The sequence below is a fragment of the Actinomadura rugatobispora genome, assembly GCF_042656285.1.
Taxonomy (GTDB): Bacteria; Actinomycetota; Actinomycetes; order Streptosporangiales; family Streptosporangiaceae; genus Spirillospora; species Spirillospora rugatobispora.
In genome coordinates, this window is the sequence record NZ_JBHSON010000037.1 from 62,298 (window position 1) to 80,327 (window position 18,030).

Consider the following 18,030-nt stretch of genomic DNA (forward strand, 5'->3'; position numbering starts at 1 on the left):
GCAGCGGACGGCGGAAATGCGAATGGACTGCTCAGGGTCGGCCGACACATCAGAGATTCGAGCGCACCCGTACGCGGAATGGATGTTGGCGCACCCTCGATGATGCCGAAGACCGCAATGACAACAACCCACGGCCTCGAGACAGAAAGGAGGATAGCCGAAGAAGTTCCGCAGCACGCCGCGTTTCCGAGGGCGAGGGCGGAGATCCCCCGGGAAGACGGTTCGTCACCCATTCGCGGATATCTACCGGATGCGGCGCGTTTCCGATCCCTGTTGTTTGTTCCAATTGCCGAGCATGTCCCTTTACCTGGAAGATTGCGTTCTGATGCCGTTCACCGCGCCAGTGTGGCGGCCTCTAGGTGAGGGGGCTATAGGAGTACGTGGTACCCGGGGCCGTGCCGTCGGCGCGGTGCCGGGCATTCGATGAATCCACGGCCGTACCGCCGAGCGGGCCTCCAGCCCTCGCGGCGGAGGCGGTGATCCCCACCGCGCCGCGGCCGCCGGCCCCTCACGTTCGGAGTGATCGATGGCAGACCCGTTGACCCTGGCGATCGCCGCGGCGGCGGCCGGCAAGGCGGTCGAGCTCACCGGCCAGCCCGTCAAGGACGGCATCCTCGCGCTCGGCCGGAAGGTGCGCGGCCGGTTCCGTGGCCGGCCCGACGACGAGGAGGCGCTGAGCGGCGCCATCGCCGACCCCGGCGACGACGCCCGGATCGCCAGGCTGGCCGAGGTCCTGCGCCGTGTGATGGAGGAGGACCCGGGGTTCGCCGACGACCTCGAGGAGGCGCGCCTGCGCGCGATGGAGGAGGACCCCCGGTTCCGCACCGAGGTCCACAACCGCCTCTCGCAGACGCGGTCCGAGACGACGGTGGCCGACGACGGCGTCAGCATCGTGTTCAACGGGTCGGCCGACAAGTCCATCCAGGTCAGGGACGTGCACGGCGGGCTCACCATCAACTGACGGGCGGCCGGGTCGTAGACTCCGGCCCATGCGGCGTGTCAGCAGCACGGTGGTCGCGGTGGCGGGGGCGGGCGCGGAACGGGTCGTGGCCGGTCTGGGCGGCCTGCACAACGTGCGGGCCGTGGTGGCCGGTGAACGCGGGGCCGCCGGGGTGACCGAACAGGTCGCGCATTCCTCGGCCACGTACGTGGTGCACGACGGCGATCCGCTGGCCGCGGTCGGGGACGCGTGGGTGGAGTACTTCGACCAGGCTGCGGCACCGGGCGGGCTCGAAGTGGCGATCGAGGCGGCCCTGGCCGAGCTGCGCTCGCAGCGGGCCGTGCTCCCGGACTACTACGTGGTGCTCGATCCCGAGGAGATGCCGGAGACGCGGCGTCACTGGTGGCTGGGCGTGCTGGCCGGGGCGGCGCCCGCACGGGTCGTGCCGGCGCACGCGACCGCGGCGGCCGTACGAGACGTCCTGTCGCACCTGACCGCCGGCCGCTGGTGGCCCGACGATCTGGACGGGTGGCTGCGCGCCCTGCCCACGGTCGTTCCGGACCAGGTGGGCGTACGGCCCTAGTGGGAGTACTCCTCGCGGCGGAGCAGCATGAGGGCGTACATCAGGGGGAGCATCACCACGTGCTCGATCATGAGCAGCGAGCCGGCGGTGATGACGCCCGTCCAGAGCAGTGGGAACAGGGCGAGCGCGGGGACGAACATCGCCCCGGCCATCTCCAGGGTGGGCGTCCAGCGGTGGCCGCGGTAGCGCATCCAGACGATCATGGCGACCGCCATGTCGAAGGCCATCTCCAGGGATACCAGTTCCGGGTGGCGCGCGGCCGAGAGGTTTACGCCCGCGAGCCGCACGGCCCCGCCCAGGACGGCCATGCCGACGAACATGGCGGCGACCATCTCGAGGTAGTGGCGAAAGAAGTGCCGGGTCTCGGTCCGAATCCGCATCGCTGTCCTCCTGTATACGGTGGCGGGGTATCGTTCGGTTCCAGGGTGCGGAACGGGGACGGCCGCCGGTAGTGCCGGATCCGCATGTGCGGGCGTGCGGGGGTCACGTGGTGGCGTGACGGATGTCATGGTCGTGGCTGCTGCGAGAATGGCGGTGTGCCGGATCGTGGGACGGGGCTGGCGGGTCTGCGCCGCTACACGTGGTGGGCGGTGCCGGGCACCACTGCCGCGCTGCTGATCCTGTTCACCGGGGACTGGCTCCTGGATCCAGGGTTGTCCGTCTGGGCGCGTGCCGTCGGGGCGGTGGCGCTGGCGGTGGCGGTGCCCGCGGTCGTGGTGCTGCTCGGCAGGCGGCTGGCGCTCCTGCCGCTGTCCCGGGCGTGGCTGGTCGGCGGGGTGGTCGCGGCGCTCGTGCTCGGGGCCGTCCTGCTGGCCTATGGGGAGTACGGGCTGTGGGCGGTGGCGCCGGCGATGATGGTGGCGATCACCGCGACGTTCCTGGGCACGCGGGCCCGGCTGGTGCTGGTCGGCGTCGCGCTGGCCGTCGCGCCGCTGCCCGGCGGCGCCCTGGTGGTGCTGGACGGCGGGCCGCTCTACGCGTGGCTGTTCCCGCCCGGCCTGGTCGCGTTCACCGTCTGGACGATGCTCGGGCCGCTGTGGGCCTGGGACACCGCGGGTCTGTCGGCGGAGCTGGCGGTGAAGGACGAGCGGCTGCGGTTCGCCGCGGACCTGCATGACATCCAGGGCCACCACCTCCAGGTGATCGCGCTCAAGAGCGAGCTGGCGGCGCGGCTCGTACGGGCCGATCCTGAGCGGGCCGCCGCGGAGATGGAGGAGGTGCGGCGCCTGGCCGCCGACGCGCTCCGCGACACCCGCGCCGTGGTGCAGGGCTACCGGCGTACGACGCTGGACGACGAGATCGCCAACGCCGCCAAGGTCCTGGCCGCGGCCGGCATCGACGCCCGGATGGATCTCGGCCCCGCCGACCCCCTTCCCGCGTCCACCCGGCATCTGCTGGGGCTGGTGATGCGGGAGGCCACCACCAACGTGCTGCGGCACAGCCAGGCTCGGAGCGCCGAGATCGGCTACCGGGTGGGGGGCGGGGTGGCGCGGCTGCGGGTGGTCAACGACGGCGCGTCCCGGCCGGACGCGGCGGACGGCGGCACCGGGCTGCGCACCCTGGCCGGGCGCCTGGACGCGGCCGCGGGCGAGCTGACCTGGCGGCACGACGGCGGCCGTTTCCTGGTCGAGGCGACACTTCCCGCGGAGGGCGGCGAATGATCCGGTTGCTGATCGCCGATGACGAGGATCTTCTGCGGAGCGCGCTGGCGGCGCTGCTGGCGCTGGAGGAGGACCTCACCGTGGTCGCGGAGGCGTCCACGTCGGACGAGGCGGTGCGGCTGGCGCGGCTGCACCGGCCCGACATCGCCGTGCTCGACCTGGAGATGCCGCCGGCCGACGGGTTGCGCGCCGCCGAGGAGATCCTGGACGGGCTGCCCACCCGGATCGTGCTGGTCACGCGGCACGCGCGGCCGGGGGTGCTGCGGCGGGCGCTGGCGGCGGGGGTGCGCGGGTTCGTCCCGAAGACGACGTCCGCGACCCGGCTGGCGGAGATCATCCGGAATGTGGCGGCGGGCCGCCGGTACGTGGACCCCGAGATCGCCGCGTCCGCGCTGACCGAGGACGACTGCCCGCTGACCGACCGGGAGCTGCAGGTCCTGCGGGCGTCCAGGACGGGGGCCTCGGTCGGGGAGATCGCGGCCGAGGTCGGGCTGGCGCCCGGGACGGTCCGCAACTACCTGTCGGCGGCCATGGCCAAGCTCGGTGCCTCGTCGCGTCACGCGGCGGCGCACCGGGCCTGGGAGGAGGGCTGGATCTAGCGGCTGATCGGGAGCCGCCGCCAGTAGGTGACGCACCGCCACGCCCATTCCAGCGGGCCGTGGCGGAACGTCCCCAGCCACAGATGGCTGAAGACCGCTTGAACCGCCAGGATGCCGAATCCGAGGAGGGCCGCGAGGCCCCATTCCGTTGAGTGGCGCAGGCCGAGGGCACCGCCGATCGGTACGAACAGCAGCGCGGCGGTGACGTAGTTGGTCAGCGTCATGCGGCCCAGCGGGGCCAGCGTCCGCGACAGGGCGGGCCCGGCGGGGGTGCGCAGCGCCAGCAGGAACAGCACCATGTAGCCCGCGGCCATGGACAGCGGGATCAGCATGCCGAGCCGGAGCCGCGCCGCGTCGGGCAGGTCCAGCACGGTCAGCCACCAGGCGAGAGCGCCCGTGACGGCCGCCCCGGCGCCGAGCGCGAGGAGCTGTCCCGTGCGCCGCCGCAGCGTCGCGGGGACGTCCAGTTCGGCGAGCACGAACCCGAGCGCGAACAGCCCCGGCAGCAGTGCGATCCCGCCGGCCCCCACGAACACGCCGGCGGCCGTCAGCACGGACCCGTGCGCCAGCACCGCCCAGCCCTCCACGTAGCTGAGCGGCAGCAGCACCAGCACGCCGGTGACGGCGAACGGAAGCAGCACCTCGCCGGGTTGCAGCAGGTGCAGCAGGACGCCCACGAATCCCAGCGCCGCGAACCGGCGCAGCAGCAGCACGCGCGGCCGCAGCCCGTTCCGCCGGGCCGACCGCAGGAAGAGCCCGAAGCCGATGCCGAACAGCAGGAAGAAGATCGGGTAGAAGCGCCCGAAGAAGAACACCCTGAGCACGCCGGGCAGTTGCCCGGCGTCGTCGAACATCTCCAGGGTCTGGGGGATGTTGATGAAGATGATCCCGCACAGTGCGAAGCCCCGCAGGGCGTCGAGCTCGGCGATCCGCCGCTCCGGCCGTACCGGGCCGCCCTCCGCGTCCTTGACGGTCGACATGCCGCCATGATCACATCCCACGGCCCCGGGCTCATTCGCGGCAGGAGTATTCGAACGTGGCCGAGTCCTGGAGCGCGGGATTGTTCAGGACGGTCAGCGTCGCGGTGAAAGTGCGCTTGCCGGTCCCGTTGATTTCCCACCGGAGGTGGACGGTCGCGCGTTCCCGGCCGTTTTCCATGTCGTGCTGGAGGGGCGGGTCGGGATTCTTGCGGTCGCTGCGTTTCCATTGGTAGAAGATCTGCCCGCCCGCGCCGTTCGTGGTGATCGTTCCGATGACGTCGACCGTGGCGCCGCAGCCCGCTTTCCGGCCGTCGGTGCGCGCGTTCACGTCGGTCACCAGGAATTCGGCCTGACGGTCCCGCTGCAGAGCCCATCCGACCACGGCGGCGATGGCGACGACGCTCAGGAGGATCGTGAGAAGGGACAGCGCGCGGCTCCAGGCGCGGCGCCGTGGCCGTTTTCTGGGCGGGGGCGGGACGTAGCGCGCCCACCCCTCGGGAAGGCCTTCCGACGGATCGCCGATGTCCGGGGCGTCGGTCATGGTCCGCATGGGGTGGGTGGGGGTGACCCCGAGCAGTTCCAGGAGACCGGACGGGGCCGGGCGGGCGCGCGGCGACTTGGCCAGTGCCCTGGCCACGACGGCGCGCAGGGATTCCGGGAGGCCGGTGAGGTCGGGCTCGTCGTAGGTGATGGCGGCGGCCACCGCGGGCAGGGTGGACCCGCCGAAGGGGCGATGGCCGGTGGCGGCGAACACCATCACCCCGCCCCACGCGAACACGTCCGAGGCAGGGCCCGGGTCGGCGCGGAGCTGCTCGGGGGCCATGTAGGCGGGCGTGCCGAGGATCTTGCCGTCCTCGGTGACCCGGGTGGCGCCCGCCGCGCCGGCGATGCCGAAGTCGATCACGCGCGGGCCGGTCCGGGACAGCAGCACGTTGGCGGGCTTGAGGTCGCGGTGGACGATCCCGGCGGAGTGGATCCCGGCGAGGGCCACGGCCATGCTGACGGCGAGCTGCTCCAGGTCCGCGCCGCGCAGCGGCCCGCCCGCGCGGACCGTCCGCTCCAGCGTGGGGCCGTCGATGTACTCGGTGACCAGGTACGGCTCGGCGGCGTCCGGGTCGGCGGCCAGGACCTCGGCCGTGCAGTACCGGGGCACTCGCAGGGCGCTGGCCGCCTCCCGGCGGAACCGGGCCCGGAACGGCTGGTCGGCGGCCAGCTCGGCGCGCACGACCTTGATCGCGACGAGCCGGCCGTCGGGGGCGCGGCCGAAGAACACCCGGCCCATGCCGCCCTCGCCGAGGAAGCCGAGCACCTCGTACGGCCCGATCGACGCGGGGTCGTCCGGGCCGAGAGGCAGCACCTCAGGGGGCAGCTCCTGTTCGTCCATCCGGTGGTGTTCCTCAGTCTCCGGCCGGGGTCGCCTTGGCCTGCGGAGCCGATTCGAGGGCCGGCTCAGGGGCCGCGGTGGACGGCTCGGGGTCGGGCTTGGACGTCACGGGCTCCGGTGACGGCGATGGCGACGGGGACGGGGACGGGGACGGCGTGGGCGACGGCGTGGGGTCGGGCGACGACGGGGGCGCGCCCTTCCCGGGGGTCGACGGTTTGGTCGCGGGCGCGGCCCCCTCGGTCTCGGTGCCCTGCCCCTCACCGCCGTCACCCTCGCCTTCGCCGTCGTCGCCCGTCCCGGTGCCGGTCAGGGTGATGCTCACGGCCCTGCCGCCCGTGTCGCTGGGGATCACCATCGTGGCGGTCTGGCGGCCGGCGGCGCGCGGCGTGAACCGCACGGTGAAGCCGCAGTCTCCGGCGCCGCCCGGGGGCGGGCAGGAGGTCATCGTCACCGCGAACTGCCCGCCTCCGCCGACGACGGTCATCTGCCCCTCGGCGTCGCAGTCCCGCCACGGGTAGGTGAAGTCCTGCGACACGGTGCGGCCGACGGGCGCGGCGCCGAGGTCGCGGGCGGAGGTGTAGGGGAAGCAGTCGGAGGACACGGCGGTGGCGCGCAGCGGGACGGTCACGGCGGGCCTGCCGTTCCGGCCCGGGACGATCAGGGTGCCGGTGGCGCCGGTCACCGCCGCCGTCGGGCTGTAGGCGACGGTGATGGTGCAGGACGTGCCGGACGCGGGCGGGCAGGTGGTCGCCGTCCGCCGGAACGCCCTGGCGCCCTCGACGCGGATGCCGGACGCGTCGAGGCAGCGGTTCCAGGTGACCGGGATGGTCTGGCGGGCCGTCTCGCCCACGCTCACCGTGCCGAACGAGACGGCGGGCCGTGTCACGGGCGGGCAGGCAGGGGGCGGCGGCGGGCGCGTGGACACGACCGGGATGGGCGTCACCCCGCCGGGCAGGCGCCCGTCCTGCGGCGGTGGCGAGGTGCCGTCCGTTTCCGGGGTGGGATCGTCCGGCGGCGTGGACGGCGCCGGCGAGGTCGGGGCCGGTGAGGACGGTCCGGGTGAGGGCGTCCCCGACGGCGGGGCGGGCGCCGTCGGGGACGCGGACGGCGTGGTGAGCGTGACCGGGCTCTTGGTCTCGTCTCCCATGGTGCGCAGGACGAGGGCGACGGTGGCCATGGCGATGACCGCCACGGACGCGACCACCACGGTCGTGAGCACCTGCGTGCGGCCGATCCTGCCCGCGTGCCGCCCGGCGCGGCCCGCGGCGCGTCCGCCGACGGTGCTCTGCCCGACCATGCTGCTCGCGACGCTGCTGCCGCCGCCGCCGGCGGATCCGCCCGCCGCCGTTCCGACCGTGCCGGTGGCGACGGCGAACGGGAAGAGCGCGGCCAGCGCGGCCGCGGCGGACCCCAGCAGGAGGACGCCGCGGCGCTCCCAGTCCTCCCCGTACTCCTCGGCCGCGGCCGCCTCCAGCTCCCGGACGAACTCCGCCGCCTCCGCCGGGCGCAGCGCGGCGTCCTTGGCCATGCCGTGCGCCACCAGGTCGCGCAGCCCCTCGGGGACGGCCTCCACCGGGACGGGCGCGGTGGCGTGCCGGGCCATCACGGCCATGGGGCCGTCGCCGCCGTACGGCGGGCGCCCGGTCACGCACTCGAAGAAGACGCAGGTGGCCGCGTACACGTCGGTGGGCGGGCCCGCGGGCTCGCCGCTCCACTGCTCGGGCGCCATGTAGGCGGGCGTGCCGGTCAGCGCGCCCCGCCCGGCCGGGGTCGCGATCCCGAAGTCGATCAGCTTGCTGGCGCCGTCGGCCTGGACGACGACGTTGGCCGGCTTGTAGTCGCGGTGCACCACGCCCGCCCGGTGCGCGGCGGCGAGGCCGAGCAGCGAGCCCTTGAGCACGACCAGCGCGGCCTCGGGTTCCAGCGGCCGCCCGTGTTCGCGCAGCAGCCGCTCCAGCGAGACGCCCTCGACCGCCTCCATCACGAGCGCGACGCCCTCGGGCCCCTCGACGAGCTCGTAGAGGCGGGCCACGTGGGCGTCGTCGACCGAGGCCATGAGCAGCGCCTCGTCCCGGGTCGGGACGCGGGTCGTCCGCCCGGTCACGTACTTGATCGCGACAACGGGTCCGGTGCCGCCGCGGCGGGCCAGCACGACCCTGCCCTGCGCCCCGGTGCCGAGCACCCCGAGTTCGGTGAACCCGTCCAGCCGCCAGTCGCTCATCCCTCGTCCCCCAGTCGGCGAAGACCACGATCATTTGTCGCGCACGCGTGGAACGTGCGCGTTGATGCGGAAACGGCAGGCCCGGAAAACGAGGGAGTTAAAACGATCTATAACTGCTTTGATATGCCCCGGCTAAGGCCCGCTTTGAGCATCACCAGTGCAGCGGCAATCATTTCCACGGTCAACCCTTTTTGCCTGCTCAGGCCGTTCGGCGTCCACTTTCGGACGTGCGACGCCAATGTCGGTTCTGCCGGGAAAGATCAGGGTCGCCCGGCGAGTGCCCCGGCCCGCTCCTCGGGATAGGGCGTGGGACCGTGCCATTCCAGGAGCAGCACGGTGGCGTCGTCGTTGAGCCACCCTCCGTGGTAGTCCAGATGGTGCCGGATGAGGCGGCGCAGCGTTTCCTGGACGGGCAGCCCGTCGGCGTGGTGCCGGATCAGGAAATCGGTGAAACGGTCCAGCCCGAACTCGCGGCCCTCGCTGCCGCGGGCCTCGGTGATGCCGTCGGTGTAGAGGAGCAGCCGGTCGCCGGGCTCCAGCTGCTCCCGGCACAGCAGCGGGTCCGCCTCCAGGCCCATGCCCATCGGCGGCGCCGGGTCGGGGCACTCCAGCAGGATCACCGTCCGGCCGGAACGGATGATCACCGGTGGATGGTGGCCGCGGCTGATCCAGCCGAGCAGCCCGGTGCCGCAGTCCAGTTCCGCGAGGAGGCCGGTGGCGAACCGGTCCCCGTGGAACCGGGCGTACAGCACCTCCTCGATCCGGGCGGCGGTGCCGGCCAGCCCCTCGCTCTGGCGGCGGTGGTTGCGCCCGGCGGCGACCGCGAGGTTGGCGGTCAGCCCGGCGGCGGCGTCGTGCCCCATCGCGTCGAAGACGCCCATGTGGACGATGTCGCCGGTGAAGCCGTAGTCGAAGGCGTCGCCGCTCACCTCGTAGGCCGGCTCGATCACGGCCCCGATCACCAGGCGGTCGGTGGCGAACGTCGTGGGCGGGATCAGGCGCCACTGCATCTCGGCCGGCACGTTCATCTGGCGGCGCCGCACCAGCCGCGCGTAGGCGTCGCTGACCCCCCGCTTGCTCACCACCAGCAGCGCCACCATGTCCGCGAGGTCCCGCATGTTCCGGGCCGGCTCACCGCCGCCGGGGCCGGGGAGCGCGGTGACGCGCAGGACGCCGAGCCGTTCGGCGCCGTTCAGGAGCGGCATCCAGTACTCGCCGGCACCGCCGGGCGCGGCCGGGGCGGCGGGCGTGATCTGGCCGAGCTGGAACGCGCGGCCCGCCACGGTGCCCTCGACCTGCAGTTCGGCGGGCCGGTCGCCGGCCCCGCGGCCCGCGTCGTACCCGCGCCCGGTCAGCAGGCACAGCACCTCGTCCTGGAGGTCGGAGACGTAGATCTGCACGTCGGTCAGCCCGACGGCGGCGGCGTGCGCGTTCACCAGTTTCGGGAGCTGCTCCAGCGTGGCCAGCCGGGCGGCGCGGAGCAGCCCGGTGAGCATCCGCTCGCGCCCCGGGGCGCTCTCCGTGTCCATCCCGGTCGCCTCCCCCGTCCCGCCCCTACCCGGCCGGGACGCCCCGACGCCTGCTCAGGGGACCGGGCTCAGGGCCGGCGCCGCGGTGGCGGCCAGCAGCCCGCACGACTGGAAGGCCGACCGCAGCCCCTCCCTGTCGACGATCTGCCGCAGCCGCGGCGGCGGGTTCACCAGCGACAGGCAGCCGCCCTCGGCGCAGGCCCGCCAGCGGATCCCCAGCAGGACGGGGAAGGGGTCGCACCGCACCCGGATCCGGTCGTGCATCCGCACTCGCAGGTGGTGGACGTTCTTCTCGATCATCGCCGTCAGCGTCTCGCCCAGCCGGCTCACCGTGACGTCGTCGAGGACGCCGCCCACCTCGACCAGGACGTGGGCGTCGTCGGACTCCGCCGCCGTGAGCGTTAAGTCCGCGTCCGGGAGGTAGGTCGTCAGCCGGGTGTCGTCGGGGTACAGGGCCCGGATCGCGTCCAGCACGCGGCCGGCGCCGCCGATCCCCGTACCGGCGGACCCGTGCACGTGCGCGGCGGCCCCCGTCGCGGGACGGCGGCGCGGCGCCTTCTGCGGCGGTGCGGAGGTGGCGGACATGAGGTCGGGGTGGACCTCAACGATCCCGGCCAGGCCGGTGACCTCCAGGGCGTGCCGGGTGCGCAGCGCGGTCGGCGGCGCCACCACCCTCAGTTCGCGGCCGAGCAGGTTCGCCCGGGTCTGGGTACGGGCCAGCAGGACCAGCCCGGCGGCGTCCAGCAGCACGGTGTCACCGAAGTCGACGACCAGCCCGGCGCGGCCCCGCACCGACGGCGTGGTCAGCGCCTCGGACACCGCCTCCCGGATCGCCGAGTAGTTGTGCCATCCGGTCTCCGGTGGCAGCGCGAGCACGGTGAATCCTCGGGCGTTCCCCGTGCGCAGTCCTGGCACTGCTGTCTTTTTCATCGGTCATTTCTCTGCTCGCTGCGGACAGGGCTGCGGGGGCGGCGTCCGCGTCATGGACACGGGCGCGGCGAGGGGTCGGAGGAGGGCCTTTGGAACGCGTTCCCTTGACGATTCCGTCCAGCCGGGAGAGCGCCAGGCCCGCGATCGTCTCCGCCTCCGGCCGGATGCCGAGGTGCACGCAGCAGCTCCACAGGTCCTCGACGCAGCGGCGCACGGTCTCACGCTCGACGGGCGCATCGGCGAAGTCGGCGCACAGCCCGGCCACCAGGGCGTCGAGCGCCGCTCCGGCCGGCGCCGGCCTCTCCTCACCCTGCACTTCCCCCTCCGATCACGCGTCGGCGCGGCCCCCGGCGCCGCACCGGCCGCCGGGAATCCCGACGTTTGAAAGGTCCTACCCGAATGCGGCAAGGAAAAGAGCGGCCGGCGGCAAAAGTGGGCCATGCCTGCGTCCGCGGTCGGCAATTATGGGGCCTTTTCTGTTGACTGGCCGCGTGGTCATCGCCGCTGCGTTTGGGCGTTGGTCTCCGCGGTTTTGTGCCGTGATGACCGGGGCGCGGCACAGGCGCGGTGCGGCGGGCCCGCCGCTGGGGGCGGGCATGCCCGGCGCATTCCCGCCCGTGGTGCGGACGCCGTGGCGCGGCGGCGGGCGTCCACGAGGGCTAACACGGTGGTAACACCCGTGCGGCGAGACTCCCGGGCCATGAGTCCGTGGACGCCCCGGTGGGCGGAGCCGCCGCGAGGGCCGCGCGTCCTGTACGCGATCATCTCGATGGGGTGCGCGCTGCTCCTGGCGGCGCCCCTGGTGTCCCTGATGATGCATGATGAGGACTTCGCGGCCCGTACCCGTATTGTTCCGATTCCCATGACGACCTCGCGCACCCCCGTTCCCGGCCCGTCCCCGGCGTCGCCCTCGTTCGACGGGGAGCGGCGCGAGGAGCTGACCCGCGCGCTCGACCGGTACCTGGACGGCCGTCCGGGACGGCTGTCGGTGGCGGTGCGCGACCTGGCGACCGGGCTGTCGTACTCCTACAACCCCGAGCACCGGCCCGGCACGGCCAGCGTCGTCAAGGTCGCGATCGTCGCCGCGCTGCTGCTGAAGGCCCAGCGCCAGGACCGCGCCCTGACCGCCGCGGAACGGGCGCTGGCCGAGCGGGCGATCACGGTGAGCGACAACGACGCGGCCACCGCGCTGTGGCACGGGATCGGCGGCGGTCCCGGGCTGGCCCGGGCCGTGAAGAAGCTGGGCCTGCGCCGCACCGAGCCCGGTCCCGGCACGGCCTGGGGCGCGACCACGACCAGCGCGTCCGACCAGGTCCGCCTCATGGCCGCGCTCACCTCCTCCGGCGGCCCGCTCACCGGCGAGCACCGCCGCTACCTCCGCGGCCTGATGGAGGACGTGGTGGAGGAGCAGGCGTGGGGGGTGAGCGCCGCCGCCGGGGAGGGCGGCGACTGCGCGCTGAAGAACGGCTGGCTGCCGCGGGAGGCCGACGGCGGCGCGTGGACGGTCAACTCCGTCGGGCACGTCCGGGACGGCGGCCACGAGTACCTGATCGCGGTGCTGTCCGACCGCCAGTCCTCGATGGGCGCGGGCGTCGCGGCGATCGAGCACGTCACCGAGACCGTCACCCGCGCGCTCGCCGAAGCCTCCGCCGCCGTCCAGACCGAGGGCTCCGGGCGCCACGAAGGCTGACCGCGCGTGCCTCCGCCGCAGGGGTCAGCGCCGGCTCAACTCTCGGTCTCGTCGCTCCAGGACTGGAAGCCGCCGTCGGACAGGACGGCGTCGAAGGCCGCCTCGGCCGCGCCCGTGAGCGGGCTGGCGGGGCCGAGCGCCGAGGGCACCAGCGGCGGCGGGCCGGCGCGGCGGAACCGCATCAGCGCCGCCGTGTAGCCCTCGTCCAGTTCGTCCGGCGCGGTCGCGACCAGGCCGGTGGCCAGCCCGGACAGGGTCACCAGCTCGGGGTCGAGGGCGTTGACGAGCGCGCCCGCGCCCCGTCCCAGGGCACGGGCCGCCTCGCCGACGGCGGCGCGGGCGGCCGGGTCGGAGCGGGCGGCGGCCAGGATCCGTTCGGCCTCGGTACGGGGGTCGCGCGGCTCGGGGCGGCCGAGGGCGCGGGCCATGGCGCGGCCGTCCACGGCCAGGTCCCAGCAACCCCGCGCGCCGCACGGGCAGGACAGGCCGGGGTCGCCGAACGGCATGTGCCCGAACTCGCCGCCGGCCCCGGTGGCGCCCTCGACGGGACGGCCGTCCACGATGAGGATGCCGCCGACGCCGACCTCGACCGTGAGGTGCAGGCTGACCCGGGCGCCCGCCGCCGCTCCGCGCCGCGCCTCCGCGAGCCCGGCCATGGACGCGTCGTTGCCGGCCAGCAGCGGGGTGCCGGGGGCGGCGCGCAGCGGTTCGAGGGCGATGTCGTGCCAGTTCAGGCCGGACGCCTGCACGATCGTGGTGCCGCGCAGCGTGCCCGCCACGGCGACCGACACGGCGCGGATCCGGTGCCCGTGCCGGCGGCGGGCCGCCGCGATCCGCGCGCGGAGCACGCCGAGGACCGCCGGGGCGCCGCCGGGCGGGTTGCGTCCCGCGTCCCCGTCCACGGCCCGGCCGCCGAGTTCGACCGTCGCCGTCCGCCACCGCTCGTGCCCGATGCTCACCGCGCACACCAGCGGGCCGCGCGGATGGGCGGTGAGGGCGGGCGAGGGGCGGCCGCGCCCGCCGGTCTGCGGCGGGACGGTCTCGTCCAGGAGCCGCAGCGCCTTGAGCCGGGCGGTGATCTCGGTGGCCGAGCCGCTGCTGAGGCCCAGCGCCCGTGCCGCGTCCGCCCTGGTCGCGGCGGGGTGCGCGTGCGCGTGCCGCAGCAGGGCCAGCGCGCCCTGGCGGCGCAGGGTGTGCACGCGGTGCGCGGCGGTCTGCTTCTGCATGGTGACAATCCTCGCGCCCCGTTTTATCCTCGCCGAACGAGCATAAACCGTCGAGGTGAGCGCATGCGGCCCTTCCGCACCCCCTACGTCCTCGGCCTGTACGCGGCGATGGGCTGCCTCGGCTACCTGCTGGCCGGGCTCGGCGCGATCCTCCCCGAACTGCGCGCCGAGCGCGGGCTCCCGCGCGGCGAGGCCGCCCTCTACCCGTCCGCGTTCGCGCTCGGCCTGATCACCGTCGGGCTGCTGGGGCACCGCCTGGCCGCGCGGCTGGGCCGGTACGCGCTGCCCGCGTCCCTGGCCGCCCTGGTCGGAGGCGCCGCCGTCCTCGCCCTCGGCGACGGGCGCGCGGGCACCGGCATCGGCGCGCTGATCCTGGGCCTCGGCGGCGCGGGCCTCGTGCAGCTCGTCCCGGCGGCACTGCGCGCGAGCGCGGACGGACGCGGCGCGGCGGGAACGGTCGCTCTCGGGGAGGCCAACGCGGTCTCCAGCGCGGCCTCGGTCCTGGCGCCGCTCATGGTCGGCGCGGCACTGGCGCACGACCTGGGCTGGCGGGCCGCGTTCGCGGGGGTGCCGCTGGCCGCCGCCGCGATCCCGGTCGTTCTGTTGCTGCGGCGGTCCACGGTCGCGGCGACGGCGTCGACGGCGACGGCGCGGGCGGCACCGGCCGCCGGGCGCGCGCCCCGCGCGTTCTGGAGCCGGTGGACGGACCTGGTCCTGGCCGTCGCCGTCGAGTTCTGCGTGCTGTTCTGGGCCGCCGACCTCCTCCACACCGTCAAGGGGATGGCGGCGGGGACGGCCACCACCGCCTCCGCCGCGTTCGTGCTCGGCATGGCGCTCGGACGGGCCGCGGCGGGACGGGCCGTCCGCCTGGGCCGCGACCGCCTGCTGGCCGGCGCCCCCGCCGTGGCCGCCGCCGGGTTCGCGGTGTTCTGGACGGTCCCGGCGCCCGCCGCCGCGCTCGCCGGCCTGCTGGTGACCGGGCTGGGCGTGGCGCTGCTCTACCCGCTGATCCTCGCGCAGGCACTGGAGGCGTGGCCGGGGCAGCCGGTGCGCGCCGCCGCCCGCTGCGCCCTGGCCTCGGGCGTCGCGATCGGCACCGGGCCGCCGCTGCTGGGCGCGCTGGCCGACCTCGCCGGGCTGCGGGCCGCGGCGCTGCTGGCGCCCGCCCTGCTGCTGGTCCTGCTGCTGCGCCGCGTCCTGCCAACGACGCGGAGCCGACGCTAGGGGGCCGGCATCCGGGTGCGGATCTCGTCCTCGGCCTCGGGGTCGTCGAGTTCGCCGTAGGCGGCCAGGCACCATTCCAGTTGGGCGCGGGCCTCCTCGTGGCGGCCCAGGGCCCGGTAGCTGTCGGCCAGGAGGCTGCGGCAGGACGCTCCGGCGGCGAGCGCCTCCTGGGAGTCGAACAGTTCGGCGGCCTTGAGGAGGCGGGGCGCGGCCCGCTTGTGCTCGCCCAGACCTTGGTGGGCGTAGCCCCACTGCTCATGGAAGTACGCCTCGCCGAGGGTGTGCCCTATGGCGTCGGTCAGGTGCAGGCCCTCTTCGCACAGGGCGGGGATCTTCTCGTACGAACCGGCGGTCAGGTACGCGCGGACGACCGTGTAGAGGGCCAGCCCCATGAAGGCGGGGACGCCGATGTCCCTGGCGATGGTGAGGCTTTCGGTGGCGGCCTTGTCCGCCTCCTGGTGGTGGCCCGTCACGCTCAGGACGAGACCGAGAACGCGCAGGCAGGTGAACGCCGCGTACGGGTCCGCGATGTCGCGCGCCAGTTCGAGCCCCCGTTCGGCGTCCCGCCGCGCCGCCTCCAGCCCGCCCAGGGACAGGCTGCCGTACGCGCGCATCCCCAGAGCCCTGGGCAGGTCCCGCGAGTACGGGAGCTCCTCCAGGTCGGCGACGCACGCCTCGACGAGCGGCACCGCGTCCAGGGGCCGCCTCCGGTCGGCGGAGATCACCGTGGCGGCGCGGAGCCTGGCGTGCGCGGCGATCAGCGTGTCGCCCTCCCGGGCGGCCGCCTCCAGCACCGCCCGCCACAGATGCTCGGCCTCGTCGTGGCGGCGGCGCAGGTGCAGGTGGGCGGCCAGGCGCAACACCAGCCCGGTGGCGAGCCGGAAGCGGCCGGCGGCGCAGGCGGAGACGACCGCCGTGCGCAGGTTGGCCAGCTCGCTGTCCAGCCAGGCGGCGGCGTCGGGCTCGATCAGCCGGGCGATCAGGTCGTCGTTCACCACGAGCCGGGGGTGCAGCCGGGTGGGCGCCGGGAAGTACGGGTCGCGCGGCACCCGGGCGTCGGCGGCGTCGGCGAGTTCCAGCCAGCCGAGGGTGAGTCGTTCCAGCGCGGCCTCGCGCTCGGGGTCCTCGGCCAGCCGCTCGGCGGCGTACTCGCGCAGCAGGTCGTGCAGCCGGTAGCGGGGCTGCCCGGCCGCGTCGACGCCGACGGTGATGAGCAGCGACCGGTCCACGAGGCCGTCCACGGCGTCGGCGGCGGCCCGGTCGCCCACCAGCACCTCGATGACCCAGGGCGCGACGTCGTGCGGACCGGCCAGCGCCAGCATCCGGAACGCGCGCCGGGACGGCTCGTCCAGGGACTCGTAGGCGGCCTCGATGTGGGCGCGCACGGCGGTGAGGTGGTCCAGCCTGCGCCCCTCCTCCAGCAGCAGCCCGGCAAGGTGCGCCAGCGGCCAGGACGGGCGGGCCGCGAGCCGGGCGCCCGCGATCCGCACCGCCAGCGGGAAGCCGTCGCAGGCGTGCACGATCCGTTCGGCGGCGGCCGGGTCCGCCGCGACCCGGTCGCGGCCGACGATCCTGGTCAGCATGCGCACGCCCGCGTCGGGCGGCAGCCGCTCCAGGTCGACGAGGTGGGCGCCGTCCGGGCTCGGCGACCGGATCCGGCTGGTGACGATGATGGCGCTGCCGGACGCTCCGGGCAGCAGCGGCAGCACCTGCTCCGGCCCGGCCGCGTCGTCGGCCACCACCAGGACGCGCCGCCCGGCCAGCCGCGACCGGTACAGCGCGGCGCGCTCGTCCAGGGTGTCGGGGATGTCGGACGGGGCCACGCCGACCGCGCGCAGCACCTCGTTCAGCACCACGGCCGGGTCGCGGGGCGCCGACGACGCGCCGGTGAGCTGGAGGTAGAGCTGGCCGTCCGGGAACGACGCGGCCTCCAGGTGCGCGACGTGCACGGCCAGCGCGGTCTTGCCGAGGCCGGGTGCGCCGGTGACGCACACGATGGGCGGGGCGGTCGCCGACGGCGCGAACGACAGCAGCCGCCGGATGCGGCCACATTCGGCCTCCCGCCCGGTGAAGTCCCGGATGTCGGGCGGCAGCTGGCGGGCGAGCGGCGGCGCGAGCAGCGCGGCCGGACGTTTTTGTGCGCGGTGCGCGAGTTCGGGGTCGTCGACCTTCACCCGATGCCACATTCGCTGCAGTTCAGGCCCTGGTTCCGCGCCGGTCTCGTTGACCAGTGTGTTCTGCGCCTCATCGTAGGCCTGTAACGCTTCCGCTTTGTGCCCGGAACGGTACAGCGCAAGCAGCAACCGCGCCCACAGATGCTCGTTCAGCGGTTCTTCCGCCACCCAGGAACGCAGTTCGGGAAGCAATTCGCGATGCCCGCCCAGCACCAGCCTGGCCCGGGCCAGGTCCTCGCGGGCCAGGCGGCGCTCGGCGAGCAGCCCGGTGACGATGCCCGACATCGCGGCCGTGCGGGGCAGGTCCTCCAGCGGCGGAACGCCCCACAGCGCCAGCGCCCGCTCGTACAACTCGGCGGCCAGCGCGTCGTCGCCGCGGCCCGCGGCCTCCCGCGCCTGACCCCCGAGCGCCCGGAAATCCAGCAGGTCAAGGGTGTCGTGGTCGTCCAGCCGCAGCCGGTATCCGCCGTGGCCGGGCGGCAGCCGGGCGGTGGCCAGCAGCCGCCGCACGCCGCTGATGCCGGTCTTGAGCGCCCCCGCCTTGCGGCCGGCGCCCTCGTCCCACAGCAGCTCGCCGAGCTGGTCGGAGGTCAGCGGGCGGTCGGCCTTGAGCAGCAGGACGCAGATCGCGGCGCGCAGCAGCGGCTGCGAGATCGCGATCGGCTCCCCCTCGTCGGAGCGCACGTCCAGCCGCCCGAGAATACGAAAGTCCATGGCCTCTTCATTCGACGCCGGAGTGCCACGGTAAGGGAGGCGGCATGGTGTGGATCAAGCCCCATTGCGCGGCCGGGTCAGGACTGTGAAGGGTGCGGTCATGCGTTTCGCCGCTTGACCTCGACTTTCCCGCCCATTCGGCGGCGGGCTGACCTTTCGCTGACCTTCGATCCCT

Annotated in this window: 14 protein-coding genes; 6 read left to right on the forward strand and 8 right to left on the reverse strand. The window is 74.6% G+C overall.

Translation table 11 applies throughout. The features are described 5' to 3' along the window. Positions 1 to 526 precede the first annotated feature (526 nt). Together ACFPZN_RS25365 and ACFPZN_RS25370 are read left to right on the forward strand one after the other, a co-directional pair. Complete coding sequence (locus ACFPZN_RS25365; protein WP_378284657.1) at positions 527 to 961, forward strand: hypothetical protein; 435 nt, start codon at positions 527 to 529, stop codon at positions 959 to 961. A 28-nt stretch (positions 962 to 989) separates the two neighbouring features. Beyond that, positions 990 to 1,523, forward strand: a complete 534-nt coding sequence (locus ACFPZN_RS25370) for a hypothetical protein (protein WP_378284658.1) — start codon at positions 990 to 992, stop codon at positions 1,521 to 1,523. Here ACFPZN_RS25370 and ACFPZN_RS25375 read toward each other — a convergent pair. Beyond that, positions 1,520 to 1,903 carry a hypothetical protein gene (locus tag ACFPZN_RS25375; RefSeq protein ID WP_378284659.1) on the reverse strand — a complete coding sequence of 128 codons (384 nt, stop codon included), beginning with the start codon at positions 1,901 to 1,903 and terminating at the stop codon, positions 1,520 to 1,522. The genes ACFPZN_RS25370 and ACFPZN_RS25375 overlap by 4 nt on opposite strands. Positions 1,904 to 2,059: 156 nt before the next feature. On the opposite strand from ACFPZN_RS25375, the gene ACFPZN_RS25380 reads away from it, so the two are divergent. Together ACFPZN_RS25380 and ACFPZN_RS25385 are read left to right on the forward strand one after the other, a co-directional pair. Next, positions 2,060 to 3,184, forward strand: a complete 1,125-nt coding sequence (locus ACFPZN_RS25380) for a sensor histidine kinase (RefSeq protein WP_378284660.1) — start codon at positions 2,060 to 2,062, stop codon at positions 3,182 to 3,184. Beyond that, complete coding sequence (locus tag ACFPZN_RS25385) at positions 3,181 to 3,783, forward strand: response regulator transcription factor (protein ID WP_378284662.1); 603 nt, start codon at positions 3,181 to 3,183, stop codon at positions 3,781 to 3,783. Before ACFPZN_RS25380 ends, ACFPZN_RS25385 begins: the two co-directional genes overlap by 4 nt. Here the strand turns inward: ACFPZN_RS25385 and ACFPZN_RS25390 are convergent. From ACFPZN_RS25390 to ACFPZN_RS25410, 5 genes are all read right to left on the reverse strand, one after another. After that, a complete protein-coding gene (locus ACFPZN_RS25390) occupies positions 3,780 to 4,763 on the reverse strand; it encodes a DUF418 domain-containing protein (RefSeq protein ID WP_378284663.1) in 984 nt (327 codons plus the stop codon). The genes ACFPZN_RS25385 and ACFPZN_RS25390 overlap by 4 nt on opposite strands. A gap of 31 nt (positions 4,764 to 4,794) precedes the next feature. Then, a complete protein-coding gene (locus tag ACFPZN_RS25395; RefSeq protein ID WP_378284664.1) occupies positions 4,795 to 6,147 on the reverse strand; it encodes a serine/threonine-protein kinase in 1,353 nt (450 codons plus the stop codon). A 13-nt stretch (positions 6,148 to 6,160) separates the two neighbouring features. Further along, positions 6,161 to 8,368 (reverse strand): protein kinase domain-containing protein, encoded by a 2,208-nt coding sequence (locus tag ACFPZN_RS25400; protein WP_378284665.1) that lies wholly within the window; start codon positions 8,366 to 8,368, stop codon positions 6,161 to 6,163. A gap of 260 nt (positions 8,369 to 8,628) precedes the next feature. Beyond that, complete coding sequence (locus tag ACFPZN_RS25405) at positions 8,629 to 9,897, reverse strand: PP2C family protein-serine/threonine phosphatase (protein ID WP_378284666.1); 1,269 nt, start codon at positions 9,895 to 9,897, stop codon at positions 8,629 to 8,631. A 54-nt stretch (positions 9,898 to 9,951) separates the two neighbouring features. Then, positions 9,952 to 10,773: an STAS domain-containing protein gene (locus ACFPZN_RS25410; RefSeq protein ID WP_378284686.1), complete on the reverse strand. Its 822-nt coding sequence runs from the start codon at positions 10,771 to 10,773 to the stop codon at positions 9,952 to 9,954. A gap of 754 nt (positions 10,774 to 11,527) precedes the next feature. Between ACFPZN_RS25410 and ACFPZN_RS25415 the strand changes: the two genes are divergently transcribed. Then, a complete protein-coding gene (locus ACFPZN_RS25415; RefSeq protein ID WP_378284667.1) occupies positions 11,528 to 12,517 on the forward strand; it encodes a serine hydrolase in 990 nt (329 codons plus the stop codon). A gap of 35 nt (positions 12,518 to 12,552) precedes the next feature. Here ACFPZN_RS25415 and ACFPZN_RS25420 read toward each other — a convergent pair whose 3' ends face one another. Continuing rightward, positions 12,553 to 13,743, reverse strand: coding sequence for an ROK family protein (locus ACFPZN_RS25420; RefSeq protein ID WP_378284668.1), 1,191 nt, complete (start codon positions 13,741 to 13,743; stop codon positions 12,553 to 12,555). A 63-nt stretch (positions 13,744 to 13,806) separates the two neighbouring features. Here ACFPZN_RS25420 and ACFPZN_RS25425 point away from each other — a divergent pair, with 63 nt between their 5' ends. Next, entirely contained in the window at positions 13,807 to 14,967 is a 1,161-nt protein-coding gene (locus ACFPZN_RS25425; RefSeq protein ID WP_378284669.1) for an MFS transporter, read from the forward strand. Here ACFPZN_RS25425 and ACFPZN_RS25430 read toward each other — a convergent pair. Next, entirely contained in the window at positions 14,964 to 17,855 is a 2,892-nt protein-coding gene (locus ACFPZN_RS25430; protein WP_378284670.1) for an ATP-binding protein, read from the reverse strand. The genes ACFPZN_RS25425 and ACFPZN_RS25430 overlap by 4 nt on opposite strands. Positions 17,856 to 18,030: the final 175 nt, after the last annotated feature.